Below are 23,943 nucleotides of genomic sequence, written 5' to 3'. Positions count from 1 at the left end.
GTCGCCGACATGGGGATCGACGCGCAGCCACCGTCCGGTGCACAGTGGACCATCGCGGCCGACGGCCACGAGGCCGTCGTGGTCGAGGTGGGCGGCGGGCTGCGGGCCTACCGCTACGACGGCGTGGACCACCTCGACGGGTACGCCGAGGACGAGGTCTGCCCCGGGTCGGCCGGGCAGGTGCTGGCGCCCTGGCCGAACCGCATCCGGGACGGCGTCTACACGGTCGGGGAGCGGTCGTTTCAGCTCGACCTCACCGAGCCGGAGCGGCACAACGCGCTGCACGGCCTGGTGAACTGGGTGCGGTGGCAGCCGATCGAGCAGTCGGCCGACAGCGTGACCATCGGCTACGACCTGCCGCCGAGCCCCGGCTACCCGTGGGCGCTGCGGCTGCGGGCCCGGTGGAGCGTCGGCCCGGACGGACTGCGGGCCGAGCACGAGGCGACGAACCTCGCCGACGAGCCGGCGCCGTTCGGCTTCTCCGTCCACCCCTACCTGCAACTGCCCAAGGTCGGCGTGGACCAGCTGCGGCTGCACCTGCCGGCCCGGCGGCGGGTGCTGGTGGACAGCCGCCTGCTGCCGGTCGCCGCCGCCGAGGTGTCCGGCTCCGAGTTCGACTTCACCAGCCCGCGCCCGATCGGCGATCTGGTGCTCGACACCGCGTTCGGTGACGTCGAGCGGGACGCCGACGGCGGCTCGGCGGTGGTGCTCAGCGCGCCGGACGGCTCGTCCGGGCTGCGGATCTGGGCGGACCGCGAGTTCGGCTGGTGGCAGGTGTTCACCGGCGACACGCTCGGCGGGGAGCGGCACCGCCGGTCGGTGGCGGTGGAGCCGATGACCTGCCCGCCGGACGCGTTCCGCTCCGGCAAGGACCTGATCGTGCTGGAGCCGGGGCAGACCTGGCGGGGCGCCTGGGGCGTCCGACCGGAGGTCTGAGCGTGGAGTTCGCCGAGGTCGTCCGGCGCCGCCGGATGGTGCGCAACTATGACCCCGACCGGCCGGTGCCGCCGGAGGTGGTGGACCGGCTGCTCGACCACGCCGTCCGGGCCCCGTCGGCCGGGTTCTCGCAGGGCTGGGGCTTCCTGGTGCTGGAGGAACCGGAGGACCGGGAACGGTTCTGGGCCGCCACCACGCCCGGTGGCGGCGGCCGGGAACGCTGGCTGGCCGGGATGCGCCGGGCACCGCTGATCGTGGTGCCGCACGCCAACCGCGACGCCTACCTGGACCGCTACGCCGAGGCGGACAAGGGCTGGTCGGACCGCGACGAGGACCGCTGGCCGGTGCCCTACTGGTACGTGGACACCGGTTTCGCGGCGCTGCTGATGCTGCTCACCGCCGTCGACGAGGGGCTGGGCGCCTGCTTCTTCGGCATCCCGCCGCAGCGCATCGGGGCGTACCGGGACGCGTTCGGGGTACCGCCGGAACTGCACCCGATCGGTGCGATCACAGTAGGTTACCGAGCTGTCGACCACCGGTCACCGTCGCTGCGCCGAGGGCGTCGTCCGGTGCAGGATGTGGTGCGGCGGGGACGGTGGACCTGAGCGGTTAGGCTGACATCCACATTGTCAGCCTGGCCTGGGGAGGAGAGCACGCCGTGATCTTCAGGGCGGTCCGGGACGGGCGTCCCTACCCGGAGCACAACCTCACGCTGAAGCAGTGGGCCGAGATTCCGCCGCGCCCGCTGCGGCTTGACCAGCTCATCACCACCAAGCGCGAACTCGCGCTGGACAAGCTGCTCGCGGAGGACTCCACCTTCTACGGCGACCTCTTCCCGCATGTGGTCCAGTGGAACGGCGGCCTCTACCTGGAGGACGGCCTGCACCGGGCGCTGCGCGCGGCGCTCCAGCAGCGCAACCAGATCCACGCGCGGGTGCTCGTGCTCGGTGACCAGGGCGAGTGACGCCTCCCTGAGTCTTGGTTAAGGTGACGCCATGACTCCTCTCGACCTGCTCGACATCGATGCGTCGCTCAGCGACGAGGAGCGGCAGATCCGCGCCGTCGTGCGCCGGCTCGTGACCGACCGGGTACGCCCGCACGTCGCCGGATGGTACGAGGACGGCCAGGTGCCGGCCCGCGAACTGGCCCGCGAGTTCGGCAAGCTCGGCCTGCTCGGCATGCACCTGACCGGGTACGGCTGCGCCGGTTCCTCGGCCGTCGCGTACGGGCTGGCCTGCCTGGAACTGGAGGCCGGCGACTCCGGCGTCCGGTCCCTGGTCTCGGTGCAGGGATCGCTGGCCATGTACGCCATCTGGCGCTACGGCAGCGAGGAGCAGAAGCAACGCTGGCTGCCCGCGATGGCGGCCGGCGAGGCGATCGGCTGCTTCGGGCTCACCGAACCCGACCACGGCTCCGACCCCGCCTCGATGGCGACCCGGGCCCGCCGGGACGGCGACGACTGGATCCTCAACGGCAGCAAACTGTGGATCACCAACGCGCCGATCGCCGACGTGGGCGTGATCTGGGCGCGTACCGACGACGGGGTGCGCGGCTTCGCCGTACCCATGGACACGCCGGGGGTGACGGCGCGCGAGATCCGGCACAAGATGTCGCTGCGCGCGTCAGTGACCGGTGAGATCGCGCTCGACGACGTCCGGCTGCCGGCTGATGCGCGACTGCCCGAGGCGATCGGGCTGAAGGCGCCGCTGGGGTGCCTGACCGAGGCCCGGCACGGCATCGTCTGGGGCGCGCTCGGCGCGGCCCGCGACTGCCTGGAGACGGCGCTGGAGTACGCGACCACCCGCACCCAGTTCGGCCGCCCGCTCGCCGGGTTCCAGCTCACCCAGGCCAAGCTCGCCGACATGGCGGTGGAGTGGAACAAGGGCATGCTGCTCGCGCTGCACCTGGGCCGCCTCGCCGACGCGGGCACGCTGCGGCCCCACCAGGTGAGCGTGGGCAAGCTGAACAACGTCCGCGAGGCGCTCGCCATCGCCCGGCAGTGCCGCACGATCCTCGGCGCGAACGGCGTCTCGGGGGAGTACCCGGTGATGCGGCACGCCAACAACCTGGAGAGCGTGCTCACCTACGAGGGCACCTCCGAGATCCACCAGCTCGTCATCGGCCAGCGGCTGACGGGCCTGTCCGCGTTCGCCTGACCTGCGGTTTCACCCGATCGGGTCGCTCGGCGAGCGACTGTCGCACGGTGGCCGTACCGTCATTGTCAGTCGATGTGTCGGACGAGGACGGTGAGGGCGATGGCCCGCGACGGTGACATCAACGAGCCCACCCGGGAGTTCCCGGACTACCCCACCAGCGAGTCCCTTCGCGACCGGGCGGAGGGCACGCCCGACCACGACCGCGAGTACGCCCCCGGTGCCCCGGCGTCGGGCGGCGGTGCGGCGCGCGGCCTGCTCTGGGTGCTCGGCGCGGCGGCGCTGGCGGTGGTGGTGCTGCTCGGCGTGCAGGCCACCGGTCTGCTGCCCGACTTCCGCAACCCGTTCGCCAAGGAGCAGACCGACCGCAGCCAGCCGCCGCTGCTCAAGTCGATCCGTGACCTGAGCCGCTACGTCGCCGCCGAGGGCAACTTCCAGGTCGTGGTGGACGTGCAGAACGACAGGCGCAACGTGCCCGACTTCCTGCTCAACGAGCGCACGCTGTTCGTCGGGGCGGGCCGGGTCGAGGCGTACGTCGACTTCACGAAGATCGCCGACGGTGCCGTGGTGGTCTCCGAGGACGGCAAGTCCGCCGAGATCAAGCTGCCCGCGCCGCAGCTCGGCGAGACCGATCTGGACATGGACAAGAGCTACGTGTTCGCCGAGCAGCGCGGTCTGATCAACCGGCTCAACGACCTGGTGGCGGGCGACCCGAACCGGCAGCAGCAGATCTACAAGCTCGCCGAGGACCGGATCACCGCCGCCGCCCGGGACAGCGGGCTCACCGCCCGCGCCGAGGAGAACACCCGCAAGATGCTCGAAGGGCTGCTGCGCTCCCTCGGATACGAGAAGGTGACAGTCACCTACGCGGCACCCTGAGCTTCCTGCTCTGACGCCGCGCGCCCGCCCCGAGGATCCGGGGCGGGCGCGTCGCGTGTGTGCCGGCGTCCCGGCTCGTGTCGCGTCAGCGGGTGGCGAGGTAGCGGTCCTCGTTCGGCATCAGGACCCACAGGACCAGGTAGATGATGACCTGCGTGCCGGGCAGCAGCAGCGACAGCAGGAACAGCAGCCGGACCATGCCGGCCGACATGCCGAACCGCTGCCCCAGGCCGGCGCAGACACCGGCGATCATGCGCCCCTGGCGGGGCCGGACCAGTTTGCGACTCATCGTCGTCTCCCACTTCTGCGGCGATCCGCCGCGCTGATTCCACGGTAGAAAGGGGTACGCGCCGCGCCCTCAGCCCCGAGGAGGATCGGCGACCCGGGCACCCGTAGGTGCTTACCCCGGCCCCTCCCCGCCAACGCACCCCCGCTCCCCGCCCCGCTCCCCGCCCCGCTCCCCGCCCCCCGCCTCCCGCCCTGCTCCGCTTCCGCGATCTTGCACTTGCGGCCCATGTTCTGCCCCATTCACACCCTTTCCGAGGGCCGCAACTGCAAGATCGCGGGATTGGTGGGGTGGCGGGGCGTTCGGCCGGACCGCTGCGTCGAGCGCGTTCCGCCTCGCCGGGAGCCGGGATGGATGCGTCGATCTTGGAGTTGTGGCACCTCGCGAACTGCGTTAATCGGGCATCCTGGGTGCCACAACTCCAAGATCGACGGGGCGGGGCGGGGCGGGGCGGGAGGGGGGCGGCGGGTCGGGTATGTGGCGGAGTGGGGGCGGGTATTCACGGGGGCGAGGTAGGCTCGCCGGTCGGGCGCCCCCACCCCGGGCGCCGGCCGTCTACCCGCCCGGCGGGCGCGGCACCTACGCACCGGCTCGGATCCGCACAACGGGGACGACGGCGAGGAAACAGCAAATGATCAGTGTCTTCGATCTTTTCAGTGTCGGTATCGGGCCGTCCAGCTCGCACACCGTCGGGCCGATGCGGGCCGCCCGTACGTTCGTGGCGGGCCTGAAGGCCGACGGGCAGCTCGCCGACGTGGCGCGGGTACGGGCGGAGCTGTTCGGTTCGCTCGGCGCGACCGGGCACGGGCACGGCAGTGACCGGGCGGTGCTGCTGGGGCTGGAGGGCGAGGTCCCGGAGACCGTCGACACCGACTCGGTGGGGCCTCGGGTGGAGCGGATCCGCACGCAGCGGCGGCTCGACCTGTTCGGCAGCCAGGGGATCGACTTCGACCCGGACACCGATCTGGTGCTGCACCGCCGGCGGTCGTTGCCGTACCACCCGAACGGGATGACGTTCGCGGCGTACGACGCGGCCGGGAACGAGGTGCGGACGCGCACGTACTACTCGGTCGGTGGCGGGTTCGTGGTGGACGAGGCGGCGGCCGGGGCGGACCGGATCAAGGCGGACAGCACCCGGGTCCGGCATCCGTTCCTCACCGGCGCGGAACTGCTGACCGTCACCTCCGAGACGGGTCTGTCGATCAGCGAGGTGATGCTCGCCAACGAGTTGTCCTGGCGCAGCGAGGCGGACGTGCGGGCGGGGCTGCTGGAGATCTGGCGGGTGATGCGCGAGTGCGTGGAGAGCGGCTGCACCCGCGACGGCGTACTCCCGGGTGGGTTGAAGGTCCGGCGGCGCGCGGCGGAGATGCGGCGCGGCCTGGAGGCGGAGACCGGCAGCGGGGATCCGCTGCGCGCGATGGACTGGGTGACGTTGTTCGCGTTGGCGGTCAACGAGGAGAACGCGGCCGGCGGGCGGGTGGTCACCGCGCCGACGAACGGGGCTGCCGGGATCATCCCGGCCGTGCTGCACTACTACACCCGGTTCGTACCGGGTGCCTCCGAGGAGGGCGTGGTCCGGTTCCTGCTGGCGGCGGGCGCGATCGGTGTGTTGTTCAAGGAGAACGCGTCGATCTCCGGGGCCGAGGTGGGCTGTCAGGGCGAGGTCGGTTCGGCGTGCTCGATGGCGGCGGCCGGGCTGGCCGAGGCGCTCGGCGGTACGCCGGAGCAGGTGGAGAACGCCGCCGAGATCGGCATGGAGCACAACCTGGGGCTGACCTGCGATCCGGTGGGCGGCCTGGTGCAGATCCCGTGCATCGAGCGCAACGCGGTGGCGAGCATCAAGGCGATCACCGCGGCGCGGCTGGCGTTGCGGGGCGACGGGGTGCACCACGTGTCGCTGGACAAGGTCATCAAGACCATGCGGGAGACCGGCGCGGACATGAAGGTCAAGTACAAGGAGACCGCGCGCGGCGGGCTCGCCGTCAACGTGATCGAGTGCTGACCTCGTTGGGGTGATCCCGGCCCGCACCCGGCCCGGGAGCGCGACTGGCAAAGCGACCATCATGCGGTGACGTCAGGCGTCGCGGCGCTCTGGTCCGCCCGCACCTCGCTGCGCATCCTGGTCCGCCGGGATCTCGCGGTGAAGTACCAGCAGTCGGTGCTGGGCTACTTCTGGTCGCTGATCGAGCCGCTCGGCATGGGCCTGATCTACTGGTTCGTCTTCGGCGTGCTCTACTCCGGCGCGACCCGGCGGCACCTGGGCGAGGCGGCCGGGTCGTACCCGCTGTTCCTGATCACCGGCATCTTCGCCTGGATGTGGGCGAGCTCGGCGCTGACCGAGGCCGCGAACGCGCTCACCGGGCAGTCCCGGCTGATCACCACGATGAACCTGCCTCGGCCGATCTTCCCGATCGGGCGGGTCGCCGGCCGGTTCGCCGAGTACCTGGCCGGGTTGCCGATCCTGGCCGCCGTCGCGGCGATCTATGCGAGCCAGGGGAAGATCCGCCCCGGCTGGAGCCTGCTCGCCCTGCCGCTGGCGGTGTCGGTGCAGTTCGTGCTGCTGGTGGGCCTGGCGTTGCTGCTGTCGGCGGGCAACGTGCTGATGCGCGACATCGAACGCACCATGCGGTTGATCATCCGGCTGCTGTTCTACGCGACGCCGATCATCTATCCGCTCGGCCTGGTGCGGGAGTCGGGCATGCCGGGCTGGCTCAAGATCGGGTACGAGCTGAACCCGCTGGTCGGGATCTTCCAGCTGCACCACGCGGTCTGGTATCCGGACGAGTTCCCCGATGCCCGGCTGCTCACGATCACGGTGTCCGGCAGCGTGCTGGTGCTGGCGCTGGGCTGGTGGGCGTTCCACCGCCTCGAACCGGCAGTGCTGAAGGAACTCTGAATGGCTCCGATCATCGAGGCGGACGGGCTCGGCATCCGGTTCGTCCGCAACCGGCGCCGTCAGCTGCGGCTGCGGGAGCTGATCGTGCACCGGGGCGCCCGCGACCCGGACGCGGGCCGGTTCTGGCCGCTGCGTGACCTGTCGTTCCGGGTCGAGCCGGGCGAGACGGTGGGCGTGGTGGGCCGCAACGGCACCGGCAAGAGCACGCTGCTGCGGCTGATCGCCGGTGTGCTCATCCCGGACGAGGGCTCGATCCGGGTGCACGGCCGGGTGGCGCCGCTGCTCGAACTGTCCGCCGGGTTCTCCGGCGACCTGACCGGGCGGGAGAACCTCTACCTGGTGGGCGGGCTGCACGGGCTGTCGTCGGCGTACCTGCGGGAGCACTTCGACGAGATCGTCTCGTTCGCCGGTGAGCAGGTGGAACGGGCCATCGACACGTCGGTGCGGCACTACTCGTCGGGGATGAAGGTGCGGCTCGGGTTTGCGGTGATCGCGCACCTGCCGCACCCGGTGCTGCTTGTGGACGAGGTGACAGCGGTCGGGGACGCGGAGTTCCGCGCGAAGTGCTATGCGACCATCGAGCGACTTCTCGCGGAAGGGCGCACGCTGGTGCTGGTGTCACACAACGACAAGGACCTCACCCGGTTCTGCCGTCGGGGGCTGTACCTCGACGCCGGACGGCTGATCGTCGACGGGACGATCGACGAGGCGCTGGCGGCCTACGCCGACGCGGCGAAGCGGTGACGCTCGCGATCGTGCTCGCCGCCGAACCGGCGGCGGGCCACCTCACCGAGCCGCCGGGCCGTCCGGCCGAGCCGGGCCGTCCGATCGAGCCGACAGCGGGCCGACCTGCCGGGGAACCACTCACCGAGCGGCTGGCCGCGCAGTGGCGCCGGGCCGGGGCGGACGACGTGCGTATTGCCGCCGACCTGACCGAGCTGGCCGACCTGGTGGCCGGCGCGACCGGGCCGGTGCTGGTGAGCGGCGCTGACCTGGTGGCGCACACCGCCGTACTCAAGCACCTCGCGACCAGCCCGGTGGGGCCGACGGTGGCGCTGGTGCTCACCGATCCGCCCGCTCCTGGGCAGGCCACGGTGCGCGAGGAGCGCGGGCAGGTGGTCGAGGTCGGCGCCGCCGACCCGAGCGGCGTGTTCGGCGGCGCGCTGCGGGTGGGCGCGGCCGACCTGCCCGCGCTCGCCGAGGCCGCCCGCCGCGCCGCGGGTACCGTCCCCGACGTGCCGCCGTCCGACCTGGCCGCCCCGGCCGCGCCCGGCACCGCCGGGGGCGGGCCGCTGGACGCGGTGGACCGGCTCGTGGCCGGCCTCGCCGCCCGCGGCACGCTGATCTTCGCCCACCGGGTACGTCTGCTCGTGGCGCACCGGGTGGGCGACGAGGCGCAGCGGGAGGCGGCCGAGGCGGCGGTGGCCGCCGTCGACGAGGACCGCGCCGAGTTGAAGCTGTCGGTGAAGGAGCGGGACGACTTCTTCACCACGTTCTTCGTCAGCACCTGGTCCCCGTACGTCACCAAGGCGGCGGCACGCATCGGGATCGGTCCGACCGGGGTCACCCTGGTCTCGGTGGCGTTCGCGGTGGCCGCGGCGGTGCTGTTCGGCACCGGTGGACGGCCGGCGCTGGTGGCCGGTGCGGTCCTGCTCTACCTGGGTTTCGTGCTGGACTGCGTGGACGGGCAGCTCGCCCGCTACACCCGGCACTTCAGCGCCTGGGGCGGCTGGCTGGACACGATGGCCGACCGGTTCAAGGAGTACGTGGTCTACGCCGGTCTCGGCTTCGGCGCCACGCATGCCGGATTCCGCTACGGCTGGGCGCTGGCGCTCGCCGCGATGACGTTGCAGACCGTGCGGCACATGACCGACACCTGGTACGGCGCGCTGCACGACGAGGCGGCCCGGCGGCCGAAGGTGGTGAGCGCCGACGCGGGCGGCATCGGCGGGAAGCTGAACGCCGCGTCGACCCGGGTGCAGGCGGACACCGGCTCGGTGTCGTACTGGCTGAAGCGCACTGTGGTGTTCCCGATCGGGGAGCGGTGGGCGCTCATCGCCATTGCCGCCGCGCTGTTCGGGCCGCTGGTGGCGCTGGTCGCGGTGCTGGTCTGGGGGACGCTGGCGTTCGCGTACACCGGGGGGTTGCGGACCTTGCGGGCGCGGTGGATGCGGGTGCCGGTGATGGCCACCGTGGACGCGGCTCTGCACCGGGACGACGGCCTGCTGGCCCGGACGCTGCCGGTCGCACGACGGCCGCTGCTGCTGGCGGTGCTCGGCGCGCTCGGCGCGGCCGGGACGCTGGTGTGGGCGCTGCTCGCGGTGCACGGCGGCGGCGACCTGCCGATCTGGGTGCCGGTGCTCGCGCTGGTGCTGCTGCTCGGTGCGGCCCAGGGCTCGCGGGCGTCGCACGACGGGTCGCTGGACTGGCTGGTGCCTGCTGCGCTGCGAGCCGCCGAGTACCTGTTCGCGATCGCGATCGGCGTGGCGGGCCGGGCGCCCGCATGGCTGATCTTCGGGTACGTGCTGGTGCTCACGCTGCTGCACTACGACCTGACCGCCCGGCTGGAGAAGCGGCAGTCGGCACCACCACTGCACGCGGCCACGTTGGGCTGGGCGGCACGTTCGGTGTTGCTGGTAATCGGGCTGATCGCCGGATATGCGAGTATCGCTCTGGCTACACTCGGTGCGTACCTTCTCGTGGTTTTTGTCGCGAGCGTGGTCCTCGCCTGGGTGGTCCTGCCGGCCCGCGCCCGTGGGGGTGTGCGCTCGCCGGGCTGACGGAGGGCGGGCCGGGGTGACCTTGATCAGCTTCGTCGTGCCGGCCTTCAAGGTGCAGGGCTACCTGCGGGAATGCCTCGACTCGATCCTCGACCAGCCGTTCGGCGACATCGAGGTGATCGGTGTCGACGACGCCTCCCCGGACGACAGCGGCGAGATCCTGGCCGAGTACGCGCTGCGTGACCCCCGGGTCCGCCCGGTGCGGCTCGCCGAGAACGTCGGGCTCGGTCCGGCCCGCAACATCGGGCTGGACCGGGCCGTCGGCGAGTACGTGTGGTTCGTCGACGGGGACGACTGGCTGGTGCCCGGCTGCCTGCCGCACGTCGCGGACCGGCTCCGCGACACCGCGCCGGACGTGCTGATCGTCGACCACGTCCGGGCGCACTGGAACAACATCGGCACCCGCAGCGCGATGCGCGACGTGTTCCCCGACCCGCCCGGCGCGACGACGTTCACGCTGCGGGACCGGCCGGAGACGCTGAAGCTGCTGCACACCGCGTGGAACCGGGTGGTACGCCGGGAGTTCCTGCTCGAACGCGGGCTGCGCTTCGAACCGGGCTGGTACGAGGACGTGTCGTTCAGCTATCCGGCGCTGATGGCCGCCGGGCGGATCGGCGTACTCGACCGGATCTGCCTGAACTACCGGCAACGCCGCACCGGCGCGATCACGAAGACCCGGGGGGACCGGCACTTCGAGGTCTTCGCGCAGTGGCACCGGGTGTTCGGGCTGATGGACCGCTGGCAGGTGACCGGACTGCGGCCGGCCGTCTTCGAGCGGATGATCTGGCACTACCTCACGGTGCTCGGCAACGGCGACCGGATCGCGCCCGAGCTGCGGGCACCGTTCTTCGCCCAGATGCACGCCGACTACGTGCGGTTCCTGCCGTCCGAGGGCTACCCGGTCCCGCCCGGCCCGGAAGGGCTCAAGCACCGGCTGGTGGCGGCCGGGCGCTGGCGGACGTTCAGCGCGTTGCGCGAGGCGCACCAGGCGGGGGAGACGGCCCGGCGGACCGCGCGGCGGGCCCGGCGACGGGTGACACCTGTGGTGCGGCGTACCGCCCGGCGGGCGCGTGACCTGGCGCTGGGCGAGTACTACCGGGCCGAGTTGCACCGGCCGATCGACCCGACGCTCGCCGTGTACGCGGCCTACTGGTACCGGGGCTACTCGTGCAACCCGGCGGCGATCTACGAGGCGGCCCGCCGGCTCGCGCCGCAGGTACGCGGCGTGTGGGTCGTCCGCCGCGACCGGGTGGCCACGTTGCCGCCGGGCGTCGAGTACGTGGTGGCCGGCAGCCGCGAGTACCACCGCGTCCTGGCCCGCGCCCGCTGGCTGGTCAACAACGTCAACTTCCCGGACTTCGTGCGCAAGCGGCCCGGGTCGGTGCACGTGCAGACCCACCACGGCACGCCGGTCAAGGTGATGGGCCTGGACCAGCAGCGCTACCCGGTGGGAGCGATGGGGATGAACTTCGCCGGCCTGCTGCGCCGGGTCGACCGCTGGGACTACAGCATCACCTCGAACAGCTTCTCCACGCAGATGTGGGAGCGGGCGTACCCGGCGGACTACACCACGCTCGAGGTCGGCTACCCGCGCAACGACCGGCTGGCGCTGGCCACCGCCGAGGACCGCGGCCAGGTCCGCGCGGCGCTGGGCATCGCACCCGACGAGTACGTGGTGCTCTACGCGCCGACGCACCGGGAGCACCTGCCCGGGTGGCGGCCGCCGTTCGACCCGGACCGGATGCTCGACGTGCTCGGGCCCCGGGGCCGGCTGCTGATGCGCAGCCACTACTTCCACGACCGGGAGCGGCATCCCCGGGGGCCGGCGGCGGACGGCGTGCTGGACGTGAGCGCGTACGAGCGGGTGGAGGACCTCTACCTGGCGGCGGACGTGCTGGTCACCGACTATTCCTCGGCGATGTTCGACTACGCGGTGCTGGACCGGCCGATCGTGGTCTACGCGCCGGACTGGGACGCCTACCGGGTTGCCCGTGGCGTCTACTTCGACCTGCTGGCCGAGCCGCCCGGCGCGGTCGCGCGGGACTTCCCCGGGCTGCTCGACGTGTTCCGTTCCGGCGCGGTCGACGACGAGGCGGCCGAGTTGGCCCGGACGGCGTTCCGGTCGCGGTTCTGCGCGCTGGACGACGGCCACGCCGCCGAGCGCGTGGTGCGCCGCGTGTTCCTCGGCGAATCGCCGTAAAAGGGGTTACCGGCAGGTCACTTAACGACAGAGACCGGCGAATACCGCTTAATAGGACTGTCACGAGCTGAACATGGCACGTTTACCCGATGTGCGAATCAGATGATCCTGGTCACAGTCATTCCCGGGTTTGGGGCGAAGAACTGGGGAGGTGACGGTGGCGACCGTCGCGCTCAAGGATGTCACCAAGGTGTTCCCGGACGGAACAGTCGCGGTCGACACCATCAATCTGGACGTCAACGACGGCGAGTTCATGGTGCTGCTCGGCCCGTCGGGATGCGGCAAATCGACAGTGCTGCGCATGGTGGCCGGGCTGGAGGACCCGTCCTCCGGTGCCATCATGCTCGGCGGTGAGCTGGCGAACGACCTGCCACCGCGCGACCGGAAGATCGCCATGGTCTTCCAGGACTTCGCGCTCTATCCGCACATGACGGTCGGCGACAACATCGGCTTCCCGCTGCGCCTGAGCGGCGTCGAGCCCGCCCCGCGCGGCGAGCGGATCCAGGACGTGGCGAGCGCGCTCGGCATCGGCGACGTGCTCGGGCGCAAGCCCAGCCAGCTCTCCGGCGGCCAGCGGCAGCGGGTCGCGATGGGGCGGGCGATAGTGCGCCGGCCCGGCCTGTTCCTGATGGACGAGCCACTTTCCAACCTGGACAGCGGGCTGCGCGCCGAACTGCGGGCGGAGATCTCCGGACTCACCCGCGAACTGGGCGTAACCACCATCTACGTGACCCACGACCAGGCCGAGGCGCTGACCATGGCCGACCGCGTCGCCATCATGCGCAAGGGCGTGCTCCAGGACGTGGGCACCCCCACCCAGGTGTACGGGCGGCCGGCCACGCTCTACGTCGCCGCGTTCCTGGGCAGCCCGCGGATGAACCTGCTGGAGGCGTCGGTCTATGTCCACCTCGACCGGTACGTCGCGCTGAACCTCGGTGAGCAGTCGCTCTACCTGCCCTGGGACGACATCCGCAGCCGTGCGGTGGCGCACTACCACGGTGAGCGGATCGTGGTCGGCATGCGCGCCGAGGCGCTCACCCCGGTCGCCCCGGACACCGCCGGTGACGTGCTGCACGGGCGCATCCGCTACCTGGAGCACCACGGCCACGAGTCGCTCGCGTTCCTCGACATCGGCGCGACCGCGATCGTGGTGGACGAGATGGGCACGCCGGTCGAGCAGGCCGCACCGGGCCAGCGCGGCCTGCGCCGGTTCAACCAGGTGATGCAGCGGCTCACCGGCCGCGCGACGGAGTCGTCGGCCCCGGCCCCGGAGGCGGGCGGAGGCGGCGGCAACCGGACGAGCGTGCTGCCCGACCCGGGCCGCCACCACCGTCGTCCGGCGGAACTGGCGGTACGGCTCGCGCCGTACCCGCAGGTGTCGCCCGGGCACCCGCTCGCCGTGCAGGTGCGGATGGACGCGCTGCACTTCTTCGACGAGCGAGGCGACCGTATCGACGTCGGCTGGCGGTGAACTGCCGGTCGCATCCGCGGACGGGCGGACGGCTCATCCGCGGATGATCGGCCGCCGGTGCGGGCCCCAGGCGACGAAGCGGGCGAACATGTCGGCGGGGGCGGGCGCGTCGTCCGGGTTGAGCCGGTAGAGGTCGCGCGTGGCCTCGTAGAACAGCCCGCACAGGTAGATGGCCAGGCCGATCTGGTTGTCCTCGTACTCGGTCTTGAGCAGCAGGCGGGCCATCGGGCACGGCCACGGCTGGCCGCAGGCCCGGCAACACCACATCGGACGCAGCGGCGTGTGCGGGGTGGCGTGCAACGGATACGGCCGGGGACGATCGGGCCTGGGCCCGTCCGGCGGCTGCCCGAGCTGGTGGCTGATCACCGGCGCTCCTCGTGGTGGCCGTCTCGCCGGTTGTCGGCGTCGCCTCCGCGCTGCTCCGGTACGGACCAGCGACCGCCGTTCGCCCGCCACTGCTGGGCCGGGGTGAGGTTGCCGACCCGGCCGGGGCCCATCGTCGGCAGTGGACGCGTCGGCTGCCGCATCCACTCCGGCAGGTTGTCGCCCCGTACCCGGTGGGGCAGTGTCGGTGCCGACGCACCCCGGCAGCGGAACCAGCGCAGTCGCACGGCGCAACTCCTCTCGGTAGCGGGAACCGGACGAATTCGGCTCCACTGCGTGACAGTCTCGTCACCGCGCCGCTAGGGTCGGAAGGCGTTCCACCCCCACCTTCCCGGCCGTCCGACCGGCCGATTTCCGTGTGCAGCCGTGTGCAGAGGTGTGCAGATGATCCGTGTGCCGTTGTGGGAACTGTTCGCCGGTGAGCTACGCCGGTTACGTACCGATGCGGGGCTTACCCAGGAGGCGCTGGGCGAGCGGGTGAGCTATTCGGCGTCGCTGGTGGCGGCCGTCGAGCAGTGCCGCCGCGCGCCGCGCGCCGAGTTCACCGAGCGCTGCGACGAGGTGCTGAACGGCGGCGGCCTGCTGGTGCGGATCCGGGACGCGCTGATGCAGGAGGCGCTGATGCCGTGGTTCCGCGAGTGGGTGAGCATCGAGCAGGAGGCTGCCTCACTGCGTAGCTTCCAACCGCTGGTGGTGCCCGGCCTGTTGCAGACCGAGGAGTACGCCCGTGCGCTGCACGAGGGCGCTAGCCCACTTGTCGGTGATGCGATGGAGCAGCAGGTAGCCGCGCGCCTGGCTCGCCAGCCGGTGCTGGACCGCCCCGCGCCGCCGCAGTTCGTGGCGGTGCTCGACAATTCGGTGCTCACTCGCGCCGTCGGCGGCCCAAAGGTGATGCGGGAGCAGTTGGCGCATCTGGTCGAGGTGGGTCGTCGGCCTCGCGTGCACCTGCACCTGGTGCCGGAAGCGGTCGGTGCCTATCCGGGGCTCAACGGTGCTTTCGTGCTCGCGACCCCCGCCGACGGTGACGACGTGGGCTACCTGGACAACCAGTTGCACGGCACGATTGTGGAGCGGCACGCGGACGTAAAATCACTTCGGCAAACCTGGGAGTCGGTGGGTGCGGAAGCTATGCCGCACGGGGCGACTCTGGCGGCGATCTCGGAGGCGGCGAAGCGATGGAGTTGACCGGCGCGATCTGGCGCAAGAGCACCCGCAGCAGCGGCAACTCCGGCGACTGCGTCGAGGTGGCGGACAACCTGCCCGGTGTGGTGGGGGTGCGGGACAGCAAGGACCGGCAGGGGCCGGCGCTGACGTTCACGCCGTCGAGCTGGGCGGCGTTCGTCGCGCACACCAAACGGGCGTGACCGACGTACCGGATCTCGGTCCCCCGCCACGGCGCACCGCCGTCGACGTGGCGCAGGTGCGTCGCCTGGTCGCCGACCAGTTCCCGCACCTGGCCGAGCTCCGGATCGAACCGGTCGCCAAGGGCGGCTGGGACAACTGGACCTTCCACCTCGGCCCCGAGCTGCTGGCGCGCCTGCCCAGCGCTGCCGAGTACGCCCTGGCTGTCGAGAAGGAACACCTGTGGCTCCCGGCCCTCGCCGCTCGGCTGCCGCTACCAATCCCCGCACCGCTGGCGAAGGGCGAACCGGGTGCGGGCTACCCGTATCCGTGGTCGATCTACCGCTGGCTCGACGGCGAGACCGCCGCCGTGGGCCGGATCGCCGACCCGGTGCGGTTCGCCCTCGACCTGGCCGGATTCCTCGCGGCCCTGCGGGACGTCGACGCCGCCGGTGGTCCGCAGCCGGGCGTCCACAACTGGTTCCGGGGCGGCACGCTGCGCACGTACGACAAGAAGGTCGAGGATGCGCTCGTGGCGCTGGACGGCCACGTCGATGCCGCGCTGATACGCGAGATCTGGGCGCGAGCGGTCGGCGCCCGCTGGGACGGGGTGGACCGCTGGTTCCACGGCGACATCGCCCCGGGGAACCTGCTGCTCGCGCACGGCCGGCTGGCGGCCGTCATCGACTTCGGGACATGCGGCGTCGGTGACCCGGCCTGCGACCTGGCGATCGCCTGGACGTTGCTGACCGCCGAGGGCCGGGCGGCGTTCCGCGAGCGGCTCTCGGTGGACGACGCGACCTGGGCGCGCGGACGTGGCTGGGCCCTCTGGAAGACGCTTTCCACCTACTCCCGCACCTTCGACGACCCCGAGGACGCGGAGGAGTCGGCCGAGGCGCAACGCATCCTCGGGGAGATGTTCGCCGAATAGGCGGCCGGTCTCTCAGCCGGCGGCGGCCCGCTTCTCCGGCGCGAACGGCCACTCCTCGAACGACACGCACCGGCCGTCCTCGGCGAACCGCATGATCCAGAGGTCGCGCCACTCCTGGTGCACGGGGTCGCCGTACCGCACCTGTACCCGGGCCACAGCGGTGTCGCCGTCGACCGCGACGATCTCCGATGTCATCTCGAAGACCTCGTCGGGTCCGTCACGCTCGCTGTCCCACATGCGGGTGATGGCGGGCAGGCCGACGACCGGATCCCGGTACGGCCCCTGCCGATAGGTCGCGTCGGAGGTGAACATCGTGCCCAGCGCCGCCGTTCCCGGTGTGCGCCACGCCTGCTCGTACGCCGCGATCCAGGCGGCCACCCGATTCCTGTCCATGATTGCCAGCCTGCCACCCGGGTGGGTCCGGGTCTCCCAGATCGGCTGCCGGGGATCGTCGTTGTGCACGACGACGTGGGCGTGCTCGGCCGGGCGGGCCGTGGCGAAGTAGAGCCGCTGGGCGGGCAGGTAACGCTCCCGCCAGCGCCGTTCCACGTCGGCTCTCGCTGACACGCGGCTCTCGCGGATCACGGCACGATCCACCGTCTTGTCGAGCGCGGTGGACACGAAGACGCGCAGCTCCCACCGGTCGAGCAGTTCCGGGCGCAGGAGGAAGACGCCGTCGAACACCAGCACGGCGTCGGCGGGAGCGGTGGTGAGCGGCGGGGACAGCACCTCGTCGGTGGCGTGGTCGTAGACCGTGTGCCGGAAGCGCCGCTCGCCGCCCGGACCGAGCGGATCGAGCAGCACCCGCTTGAGCGTCCCGTGGTCGTGGGTGTCGACGTAGCAGCCCTGCGCCGAGAACTCGCCGCGTCGGTAGCGCCGTGCCCGGGGGAAGAGGAAGTCGTCGACCGTCGCCCGGATGACGTACCGGCCGCGGGCCCGCAGGGCGGCGGCCAGCTCGTCGGCGAGCGTGGTCTTGCCGGCGGCGGGCGGCCCGTCGACGGCGACCCGCGTCGGGTGCGCCACTGTGACGGACCCGACCGCGTCGGCCAGGAGGTCGATCAGCCGATCGCGGCGGGGATAAATGGATTGCCCCCGCGCCGGGCCGGGAGTTTGACTGCCGTCCATGCCGTCCCCCTCACCGGTCTTCGTCGCGGGCACTGGTCGTTCGGGCACGTCGCGGATCGCCGACGTCATCGGCCAGCATCCGCTGATCCACCGGATCCCGATGGAGACCAAGTTCCTCGTCGAACCGGGTGGCCTGCGGGACCTGGCCGACGCGCTCACCGACCGGTACGACCCCATCGTCGGCGAGGACGCGCTGCACCGGCTGAGCGACTTCCTCACCGTACGCGTGCCCGGGCGGCGTGACGACCGAGGCAAGACCGTGCCCGAGCTGGTCGGCGTGGGTCGGTACCGGGACGCCGTACACCGGCTCTGGCCGCAGCTCATCGCGCACGCCTTCGAGGAGCCCGCGCCCGCGGAGGGCTTCGGCGACGGCGACCGGCCCGCCGGGCCGTTCGGGCCGGCCAGCCGACGGCGGGCCGTCCCGAGGTACTTCAGTGACCGGAGCGAACTGATCGGCGTCCTACGGGGCCTGGTCGACACCCTGTTCGGTGGGGCGGCGGCCGACGCGGGCAAGCCGACCTGGTGCGAGAAGACGCCGTTCAACCTCTTCAACCTGGACTTCCTCTGGGAACTGGTGCCCGAGGCGACGATCGTGCACATCAAGCGTCACCCGGTCTCGGTGCTCGCCTCCCACCTGGCCCAACCGTGGGCGCCGTCCACTGTCGACGGGGTGCTCGCCTACCTCGTGCCGGTCTACCACCGATGGCTGGCCTGGAGGAACGCGGCCGACCTGACGGGCCGGCGATACGTCGAGGTGAAGGCGGAGGACCTCGCGGCCGACTGGCCCGGGCAGCGGCGGGCCCTGTTCGAGCGGCTCGGCGTCGAGGACGCCGTCACCGCGTTGACGTTCCAGGCGGACAAGCTGGCGCACCGCGACGACCAGTTCGACGCCGGCACCCGCGCGTACGTCGAGCGGGAGTTGGGCGAGATCATCCCCGCGATGGGGTACGAGTGACGGCCGCGATGGCTCCCCGGATCACGCCTTGTGGCGCAGTTCGCGGAGCACGCCGTGCCGGCGCAGGGCCCACCCCAGCCGGCGCGCGCTGGGGTGCCTGACGAACAGTACCGCCGCCCGGCGGATCAGCCCGAACCGGTTGTCGCTCACCTGGTCGTCGACCGCCCGCCAGATCAGCTCGCGGACGTCGGCGCTGTCCAGCATCGCCCGTACCTCGTGGCGTACCCGGGGATCCTCGGCCGCGGACGTGACGGCGGTGACCAGGCCGGGCCGGTCGGCGAGCGGCTCCACCGCCGCGGCGACGAGCGGCCGGCGTACGGTGTCCCGCTCCAGCAGCAGCAACACCGCCTCCCGGACCTCGGTGCTGTCGAGCCCGGACCGCAGCAGGCCCAGCGCGCTGCGCTCGACCTCGCGGTCGCGGTCCGGAAGGGACAGCGCGGCCAGCAGCACTGTCACCTCGTCGAGGTCGACGAGGTGACGCAGCCCGTCGCGGAACTCCGGCAGCGCCCACGCCACCGTCAGCCCGCGCGCGAGATCGCGGTTCATGGGCCACTCGCTACCCGGAGTCGGCAGCCGCCGAAACGCCGCTGGACTGATCACCGGGCCGGACAGCGCCGTGAAATGGACCGTGGTTACAACCGCTCACCTGAGCCGGTCGTATTGGCAGCCTCGGTCGCGAGAACGACCGGCATGGCCGGATAGGGGTCGCTGATCGGCTTGCGCTGAGCATGGACCCGTTCCCGCACCATCACCAGCGTGGGACCGGCGACGTAGTGCCTTCCCCGCCGTTCGCCACGTGCTTCCAGTAGCCCGTGCTCGACAAGGTTGGCCAGATCACGAGATGCGGTCCGATCCTCGACATCGGCAAGTTTGACGTACCCGGAGCGGCGGATGCGATAGCCCAGGACTGCCTCGTAGAGCAGATCGGTCACCCGCTCAGGGAGCCTGTTCTCGCCAACGATCGCGTCCAACTTCGACCAGATGCCAGACGCCTCATCGAAGCGGCGCGCGACGGTCTGCGCCTGCATGTGATGGGCGCGCAGGTTGAACGACACCCAGAGGTGCGCCGAACCCTCGGGGTTCCAGCGGCCCCGTCCGGTAACCGCCAGCACTCGGTAGTAGTCCTCCGTGTTGCTGCCCAGCCATTCCTCGATGCTGGAGAAGGCTGGCTCAACGATTGCGCGGCGGGAAAGCACCAGCGTCTGAAGGGCGCGTGCCATCCGCCCGTTGCCATCGCGGAACGGATGGATCATCACCAGGTTCAGATGCGCCATGGCTGCTTTGACGAGCGGGGAGGCGGTCACGTCCGACCGTAGATCTTCGGCTAGTTCCTCCATGAGGTGAGGTACGTGGTCAGCGTCCGCGCCCTCGTACACCCGCTCATCGGTCCGCTCATCGTGTACATAGATCGAGCCCTTGCGATATTGCCCCGGGCTCTTGCCCAAATCGTGCGAGAGCATCATGTAGTGCATGCTGCGGATCACCGACGTCTCGAAGCGGAAGTGCGAATCCCCGGCGGTTTGCAGCACGTATCCCAGAGCCTGCCGATAGCCCCGGATCTCGGCGAAGGTCCGGTCGTCGGCGCTCAGCGGTTCCTCGCCGTCGAGCGCGGCGGCGGCGTCGTCCTCGGCGACCACGTAGCCCTCAATGCTGTTGGAGCCGAGAATCGCGCGGGCCAACATCGTGCGTCGGAGGCCACCGGTCCACCGGCGAGGAGTGCGCAGGACATCGGCGAGGGTGCGGCGCATGTCATGCACCTCCGCCAGCACGGTCTCGTCGTGATCGCTGAGTTCTGGGGTGGCGTAGATCATCTCATGTCCTAATGTCTCTTAATAAGAGACAAGCCTAGCGTTTGTCGACGCGGATGTCACTTAGTTAGTGACATTGGGACATCGTGACCCGATGCCTTGCCGGGGAAGTTACTGGCGAGTAGCGTTCGGGCATGAGTATCGACTCTCGCCAGGTGGCGGCCGGTCTCCTCGAAGCCGTGCCGTTCGCCCGCACGCTCGGAATCGAGTTCGTCGAGGTGGCGCCCGAGGCCGAGGGCGGGGTCCGGGCCGTGGTCCGGCTCCCCGACGACCCGGCGCACCACAACCACGTGGGCGGCCCGCACGCCGGGGCCATGTTCACGCTGGGGGAGACCGCCTCGGGCGCTGTTGTGCTGGCCGCGTTCGGGCAGGTGCTCGACCGGGCCGTACCCCTGGCCGTGACCGCGACCATCCGCTACCTCAAGGTGGCGATGGGGCCGGTGCTGGCGACGGCGCGGCTCGGCGGCGTACCCGCCGAGGTGCTTGCGGAGCTGGACGCCGGACGGCGGCCGGAGTTCCCGGTCGAGGTGGAGGTCCACACCGAGGACGGCACGCTCACCTCCTCGCTCACCGTGATCTGGACGCTGCGCCCGAACCGCTGAGCGCCGAATGGTGTTTGCCCGGTGCGAGGGCTGGATAGATTCAAGCGATGCTGGGCCTCCCCGCGCACGTGCGCGCTTGTCTCTTCGATCTGGACGGTGTGCTGACGCAGACCGCCAAGGTGCACAACGCCGCCTGGGCGGAGACGTTCGACGCGTACCTGCGGCGACGGTCGGCGGAAACCGGCGAGCCGTTCCACCCGTTCGACAGCGGACCGGACTACAACCGGTACGTGGACGGCAGACCGCGCGCCGACGGGGTGCGCACATTCCTGGCCTCGCGCGGCATCACGCTGCCCGAGGGATCGCCTGACGACCCGCCCGAGGCGGACACCGTCAACGGCCTCGGCAACCGCAAGAACGTCGTCCTGCTCCAGCGGATCGAGCAGCACGGCGTCGAGGTGTACGAAGGCTCGGTGCGCTACCTGGAGGCGGCCACCACGGCCGGGCTGCGCCGTGCCGTCGTCTCCGCCAGCGCCAACTGCGCCGCCGTGGTGCACGCCGCCGGGCTGGACCGCTGGCTGGAGGCGCGGGTGGACGGCGTGGTCGCCCGCACGAGCGGGCTGCGCGGCAAACCGGCCCCGGACACGTTCCTGGAAGGCGCCCGGCTGCTCGGCGTCGAACCGGCGCAGGCCGCCGTCTTCGAGGACGCCCTCGCCGGCGTCGCCGCCGGTCGGGCCGGCGGATTCGGGTACGTGGTGGGCGTCGACCGGGTCGGCCAGGCCGACGAACTGCTGGCGCACGGCGCCGACGTGGTGGTCACCGACCTCGCCGACCTGCTCGCCCCGGAGGCGGCCGCGTGATCCGGGAACGGGCGTATCCGGTCGAGCCCTGGCACGTCCGGGAGATGCAGCTCGACATGGACGTGCTGGCCCAGTCCGAGTCGGTGTTCGCGCTCTCCAACGGGCACATCGGGCTGCGCGGCAACCTCGACGAGGGCGAGCCCCACGGGCTGCCCGGCACCTACCTGAACTCGTTCTACGAGCTGCGCCCGCTGCCGTACGCGGAGGCCGGCTTCGGTTTCCCCGAGTCCGGGCAGACCATCGTCAACGTCACGAACGGCAAGCTGATCCGGCTGCTCGTCGACGACGAGCCGCTCGACGTGCGCTACGGCGAACTGCTCGCCCACGAGCGGGTCCTCGACATGCGCGCCGGCACGCTCCAGCGGGACCTGCACTGGCGCTCCCCGGCCGGCCGCGAGGTCAAGGTCCGCACCACCCGCCTGGTGTCGTTCACCCAGCGCTCGGTGGCGGCGATCCACTACGAGGTCGAACCGGTCGACGGGCCGCTGCGGCTGATCCTCCAGTCCGAGCTGGTCGCCAACGAGTCGCTGCCGCCGCAGAGCCGCGACCCCCGGGTCGCCGCCGTGCTGGAGTCGCCGTTGCAGGCCGAGGAGGAGCTGACCACCGACGACGGCGGGCAGCTCATCCACCGCACCAAGGTCAGCGGCCTGCGGGTCGCCGCCGCGATGGGCCACGACGTCGACGGGCCCGAACGCACCACGATCGAGAGCGAGGGGTACGAGGACTGGGTCCGCACCACCATCGGCTGCGTGCTCAAGCCCGGCCAGACGCTGCGCGTGGTCAAGTACCTCACGTACGGCTGGTCCAGTCGCCGGTCCCTCCCGGCGCTACGCGACCAGGTCGGCGCGGCGCTCGCCGCAGCCCGGCTCGACGGCTGGGACGGCCTGCGCCGGGCCCAGCGCGAATACCTGGACGCGTTCTGGGACGCCGCCGACGTGCGCGTCGAAGGCGACCCCGAGGTGCAGCAGGCCGTCCGGTTCGGCCTCTTCCACGTCCTCCAGGCCGGCGCCCGCGCGGAACGGCGGCCGATCTCGGCCAAGGGCCTCACCGGCCCCGGGTACGACGGCCACGCGTTCTGGGACACCGAGATGTTCGTGCTGCCGGTGCTCACCTACACGCAGCCCAGCGCGGTGCGCGACGCGTTGCAGTGGCGGTACGACACGATGGCCCAGGCCCAGGAACGCGCCCGCACGCTGAACCTCGAAGGTGCCGCCTTCCCGTGGCGCACCATCGAAGGGCCGGAGTCGTCGGCGTACTGGCCCGCCGGCACCGCCGCGTTCCACATCGCCGCCGACGTCGCCGACGCGCTGCGCCGCTACGTGCTGGTCACCGGCGACGAGGCGCTGGAACGGGAGATCGGGCTGGAACTGCTCGTCGAGACCGCCCGGCTGTGGCGTTCGCTCGGCCACCACGACCGCGCCGGGCGGTTCCACATCGACGGCGTCACCGGCCCGGACGAGTACACGGCGGTGAAGAACGACAACGTCTACACCAACCTGATGGCCCAGCGGAACCTGCGTACCGCCGCGGACTGCGCGATGCGCTACCGGGACCAGGCGCTCGACCTCGGCGTCACCGAGGAGGAGGCCGCCGCATGGCGGGACGCCGCCAACGACATGCACGTCCCGTACGACGCGGAGACCGACGTGCACGAGCAGGTGGAGGGATTCACCCGCTTCCAGGAGTGGGACTTCGAGCACACGCCGCCGGAGAAGTACCCGCTGCTGCTGCACTATCCGTACTTCGACCTCTACCGCAAGCAGGTCGTCAAGCAGGCCGACCTGGTGCTCGCCATGCACTGGCGGGGCGACGCGTTCAGCGCCGCCGAGAAACTGCGCAACTTCGTCTACTACGAGCGGCGCACCGTACGCGACTCGTCGCTGAGCGCCTGCACCCAGGCGGTGCTGGCGGCCGAGGTCGGCTACCTCGAACTGGCCCACCGCTACCTGCGCGAGGCCGCGCTGATGGACCTGCACGACCTCAACGAGAACACCCGCGACGGCGTGCACATGGCATCACTCGCGGGCGCCTGGATCGCGCTCGTCGCCGGGTTCGGCGGGCTGCGGGACCACGACGGGATGCTCTCCTTCGCGCCCCGGCTCTCCAGCCGCCTCAGCCGCCTGGAGTTCTCGCTCCAGTGGCACGGGATGCGGCTGCGGGTCGACGTGCGGCCGCACCAGACGACGTACTCGCTGCGCAACGGCGGCCCGGACACCGTCGTCGAGCTGCGGCACCACGGCGAGCCGCTGCGGGTCACCTCTGCGCAGCCGGTGACCGTGGCGGTGCCGCCGGCACACCCGAGCGGGGCGCAGCCGGAGCAGCCGCAGGGCCGCGCGCCGCTGATGCACCTGCCGGAACGCGCGAACTGAGCGGCCCCGCCACGACGGGCGGGACCG

24 protein-coding genes and 1 pseudogene are annotated in these 23,943 nt (G+C 71.6%); 18 read left to right on the top strand and 7 right to left on the bottom strand.

The annotated features are described in order from the left end of the window. Positions 1-9: 9 nt before the first annotated feature. From IRY44_RS02825 to IRY44_RS02805, 5 genes are all read left to right on the top strand, one after another. Positions 10-936 carry an aldose 1-epimerase family protein gene (locus tag IRY44_RS02825; RefSeq protein ID WP_194798883.1) on the top strand — a complete coding sequence of 309 codons (927 nt, stop codon included), beginning with the start codon at positions 10-12 and terminating at the stop codon, positions 934-936. Positions 937-938: 2 nt separating this feature from the next. Next, positions 939-1,541: a nitroreductase family protein gene (locus IRY44_RS02820; RefSeq protein WP_194798882.1), complete on the top strand. Its 603-nt coding sequence runs from the start codon at positions 939-941 to the stop codon at positions 1,539-1,541. A 53-nt stretch (positions 1,542-1,594) separates the two neighbouring features. Continuing rightward, positions 1,595-1,900 carry a type II toxin-antitoxin system VapB family antitoxin gene (locus IRY44_RS02815; protein ID WP_013283726.1) on the top strand — a complete coding sequence of 102 codons (306 nt, stop codon included), beginning with the start codon at positions 1,595-1,597 and terminating at the stop codon, positions 1,898-1,900. A gap of 31 nt (positions 1,901-1,931) precedes the next feature. Then, entirely contained in the window at positions 1,932-3,092 is a 1,161-nt protein-coding gene (locus IRY44_RS02810) for an acyl-CoA dehydrogenase family protein (protein WP_194798881.1), read from the top strand. A gap of 99 nt (positions 3,093-3,191) precedes the next feature. Beyond that, complete coding sequence (locus IRY44_RS02805) at positions 3,192-3,968, top strand: DUF4230 domain-containing protein (protein WP_194798880.1); 777 nt, start codon at positions 3,192-3,194, stop codon at positions 3,966-3,968. A gap of 85 nt (positions 3,969-4,053) precedes the next feature. On the opposite strand, the gene IRY44_RS02800 is transcribed toward IRY44_RS02805, so the two are convergent. After that, on the bottom strand, positions 4,054-4,257 hold the full coding sequence (locus IRY44_RS02800; protein ID WP_135242981.1) for a PspC domain-containing protein: 204 nt from the start codon (positions 4,255-4,257) through the stop codon (positions 4,054-4,056). Between the two features lie 628 nt (positions 4,258-4,885). Between IRY44_RS02800 and IRY44_RS02795 the strand changes: the two genes are divergently transcribed. From IRY44_RS02795 to IRY44_RS02770, 6 genes are all read left to right on the top strand, one after another. Further along, a complete protein-coding gene (locus IRY44_RS02795) occupies positions 4,886-6,256 on the top strand; it encodes an L-serine ammonia-lyase (protein WP_194798879.1) in 1,371 nt (456 codons plus the stop codon). A 66-nt stretch (positions 6,257-6,322) separates the two neighbouring features. Continuing rightward, positions 6,323-7,150: an ABC transporter permease gene (locus tag IRY44_RS02790; protein ID WP_194798878.1), complete on the top strand. Its 828-nt coding sequence runs from the start codon at positions 6,323-6,325 to the stop codon at positions 7,148-7,150. Further along, positions 7,151-7,894 (top strand): ABC transporter ATP-binding protein, encoded by a 744-nt coding sequence (locus IRY44_RS02785; RefSeq protein WP_013283732.1) that lies wholly within the window; start codon positions 7,151-7,153, stop codon positions 7,892-7,894. An 83-nt stretch (positions 7,895-7,977) separates the two neighbouring features. Further along, positions 7,978-9,930, top strand: coding sequence for a DUF5941 domain-containing protein (locus IRY44_RS02780; RefSeq protein ID WP_194798971.1), 1,953 nt, complete (start codon positions 7,978-7,980; stop codon positions 9,928-9,930). A 16-nt stretch (positions 9,931-9,946) separates the two neighbouring features. Then, entirely contained in the window at positions 9,947-12,130 is a 2,184-nt protein-coding gene (locus IRY44_RS02775) for a bifunctional glycosyltransferase family 2 protein/CDP-glycerol:glycerophosphate glycerophosphotransferase (RefSeq protein ID WP_194798877.1), read from the top strand. A gap of 157 nt (positions 12,131-12,287) precedes the next feature. After that, the gene (locus IRY44_RS02770; RefSeq protein ID WP_194798876.1) at positions 12,288-13,601 is read left to right on the top strand and encodes an ABC transporter ATP-binding protein; all 1,314 of its coding nucleotides are present in this window, start codon (positions 12,288-12,290) and stop codon (positions 13,599-13,601) included. Between the two features lie 33 nt (positions 13,602-13,634). On the opposite strand, the gene IRY44_RS02765 is transcribed toward IRY44_RS02770, so the two are convergent. Then, positions 13,635-13,967, bottom strand: coding sequence for a hypothetical protein (locus tag IRY44_RS02765; RefSeq protein WP_194798875.1), 333 nt, complete (start codon positions 13,965-13,967; stop codon positions 13,635-13,637). Continuing rightward, a complete protein-coding gene (locus tag IRY44_RS02760) occupies positions 13,964-14,212 on the bottom strand; it encodes a hypothetical protein (RefSeq protein ID WP_194798874.1) in 249 nt (82 codons plus the stop codon). Before IRY44_RS02760 ends, IRY44_RS02765 begins: the two co-directional genes overlap by 4 nt. Before the next feature lie 157 nt (positions 14,213-14,369). On the opposite strand from IRY44_RS02760, the gene IRY44_RS02755 reads away from it, so the two are divergent. From IRY44_RS02755 to IRY44_RS02745, 3 genes are read left to right on the top strand one after another with little or no spacing between them, the layout of a single operon-like run. Further along, entirely contained in the window at positions 14,370-15,170 is an 801-nt protein-coding gene (locus IRY44_RS02755; RefSeq protein ID WP_194798873.1) for a helix-turn-helix transcriptional regulator, read from the top strand. Further along, entirely contained in the window at positions 15,161-15,349 is a 189-nt protein-coding gene (locus tag IRY44_RS02750; RefSeq protein WP_194798872.1) for a DUF397 domain-containing protein, read from the top strand. Before IRY44_RS02755 ends, IRY44_RS02750 begins: the two co-directional genes overlap by 10 nt. Next, the gene (locus IRY44_RS02745) at positions 15,346-16,257 is read left to right on the top strand and encodes an aminoglycoside phosphotransferase family protein (RefSeq protein WP_194798871.1); all 912 of its coding nucleotides are present in this window, start codon (positions 15,346-15,348) and stop codon (positions 16,255-16,257) included. The genes IRY44_RS02750 and IRY44_RS02745 overlap by 4 nt, the downstream gene beginning before the upstream one ends. A gap of 12 nt (positions 16,258-16,269) precedes the next feature. Here IRY44_RS02745 and IRY44_RS30600 read toward each other — a convergent pair whose 3' ends face one another. Continuing rightward, entirely contained in the window at positions 16,270-16,650 is a 381-nt protein-coding gene (locus tag IRY44_RS30600) for a nuclear transport factor 2 family protein (RefSeq protein ID WP_228531403.1), read from the bottom strand. 27 nt (positions 16,651-16,677) lie between these two features. Further along, positions 16,678-17,382: pseudogene (locus tag IRY44_RS30595) on the bottom strand (AAA family ATPase); the annotation flags it as partial. Between IRY44_RS30595 and IRY44_RS02735 the strand changes: the two are divergent. Beyond that, positions 17,381-18,337, top strand: coding sequence for a sulfotransferase (locus IRY44_RS02735; RefSeq protein ID WP_228531256.1), 957 nt, complete (start codon positions 17,381-17,383; stop codon positions 18,335-18,337). The pseudogene IRY44_RS30595 and the gene IRY44_RS02735 overlap by 2 nt on opposite strands. Before the next feature lie 21 nt (positions 18,338-18,358). Here the strand turns inward: IRY44_RS02735 and IRY44_RS02730 are convergent, their stop codons facing one another. Both IRY44_RS02730 and IRY44_RS02725 read right to left on the bottom strand, forming a co-directional pair. Next, a complete protein-coding gene (locus IRY44_RS02730) occupies positions 18,359-18,883 on the bottom strand; it encodes a hypothetical protein (RefSeq protein ID WP_194798868.1) in 525 nt (174 codons plus the stop codon). An 86-nt stretch (positions 18,884-18,969) separates the two neighbouring features. Next, positions 18,970-20,148 carry a Fic family protein gene (locus IRY44_RS02725; protein ID WP_194798867.1) on the bottom strand — a complete coding sequence of 393 codons (1,179 nt, stop codon included), beginning with the start codon at positions 20,146-20,148 and terminating at the stop codon, positions 18,970-18,972. 131 nt (positions 20,149-20,279) lie between these two features. On the opposite strand from IRY44_RS02725, the gene IRY44_RS02720 reads away from it, so the two are divergent. The 3 genes from IRY44_RS02720 to IRY44_RS02710 are packed head-to-tail and all read left to right on the top strand — an operon-like array spanning position 20,280 to position 23,916. Then, positions 20,280-20,747, top strand: coding sequence for a DUF4442 domain-containing protein (locus tag IRY44_RS02720; protein WP_194798866.1), 468 nt, complete (start codon positions 20,280-20,282; stop codon positions 20,745-20,747). Positions 20,748-20,794: 47 nt separating this feature from the next. Then, the gene (locus IRY44_RS02715; RefSeq protein ID WP_194798865.1) at positions 20,795-21,547 is read left to right on the top strand and encodes an HAD family phosphatase; all 753 of its coding nucleotides are present in this window, start codon (positions 20,795-20,797) and stop codon (positions 21,545-21,547) included. Beyond that, complete coding sequence (locus tag IRY44_RS02710; protein WP_194798864.1) at positions 21,544-23,916, top strand: glycoside hydrolase family 65 protein; 2,373 nt, start codon at positions 21,544-21,546, stop codon at positions 23,914-23,916. The genes IRY44_RS02715 and IRY44_RS02710 overlap by 4 nt, the downstream gene beginning before the upstream one ends. Positions 23,917-23,943: the final 27 nt, after the last annotated feature.

This window comes from Micromonospora sp. ANENR4, from assembly GCF_015354395.1.
GTDB lineage: Bacteria > Actinomycetota > Actinomycetes > Mycobacteriales > Micromonosporaceae > Micromonospora > Micromonospora aurantiaca.
The sequence above is the reverse complement of the archived record's forward strand: the minus strand, read 5'-3'. Positions and strand labels throughout refer to the sequence as shown.

Coding starts and splice junctions, on each gene's coding strand:
- IRY44_RS02825 (WP_194798883.1), top strand. CDS start 10: ATGGGGATCGACGCGCAGCCACCGTCCGGTGCACAGTGGACCATCGCG.
- IRY44_RS02810 (WP_194798881.1), top strand. CDS start 1,932: ATGACTCCTCTCGACCTGCTCGACATCGATGCGTCGCTCAGCGACGAG.
- IRY44_RS02805 (WP_194798880.1), top strand. CDS start 3,192: ATGGCCCGCGACGGTGACATCAACGAGCCCACCCGGGAGTTCCCGGAC.
- IRY44_RS02800 (WP_135242981.1), bottom strand. CDS start 4,257: ATGAGTCGCAAACTGGTCCGGCCCCGCCAGGGGCGCATGATCGCCGGT.
- IRY44_RS02795 (WP_194798879.1), top strand. CDS start 4,886: ATGATCAGTGTCTTCGATCTTTTCAGTGTCGGTATCGGGCCGTCCAGC.
- IRY44_RS02785 (WP_013283732.1), top strand. CDS start 7,151: ATGGCTCCGATCATCGAGGCGGACGGGCTCGGCATCCGGTTCGTCCGC.
- IRY44_RS02755 (WP_194798873.1), top strand. CDS start 14,370: ATGATCCGTGTGCCGTTGTGGGAACTGTTCGCCGGTGAGCTACGCCGG.
- IRY44_RS02750 (WP_194798872.1), top strand. CDS start 15,161: ATGGAGTTGACCGGCGCGATCTGGCGCAAGAGCACCCGCAGCAGCGGC.
- IRY44_RS30600 (WP_228531403.1), bottom strand. CDS start 16,650: ATGGACAGGAATCGGGTGGCCGCCTGGATCGCGGCGTACGAGCAGGCG.
- IRY44_RS02735 (WP_228531256.1), top strand. CDS start 17,381: ATGCCGTCCCCCTCACCGGTCTTCGTCGCGGGCACTGGTCGTTCGGGC.
- IRY44_RS02730 (WP_194798868.1), bottom strand. CDS start 18,883: ATGAACCGCGATCTCGCGCGCGGGCTGACGGTGGCGTGGGCGCTGCCG.
- IRY44_RS02725 (WP_194798867.1), bottom strand. CDS start 20,148: ATGATCTACGCCACCCCAGAACTCAGCGATCACGACGAGACCGTGCTG.
- IRY44_RS02720 (WP_194798866.1), top strand. CDS start 20,280: ATGAGTATCGACTCTCGCCAGGTGGCGGCCGGTCTCCTCGAAGCCGTG.
- IRY44_RS02715 (WP_194798865.1), top strand. CDS start 20,795: ATGCTGGGCCTCCCCGCGCACGTGCGCGCTTGTCTCTTCGATCTGGAC.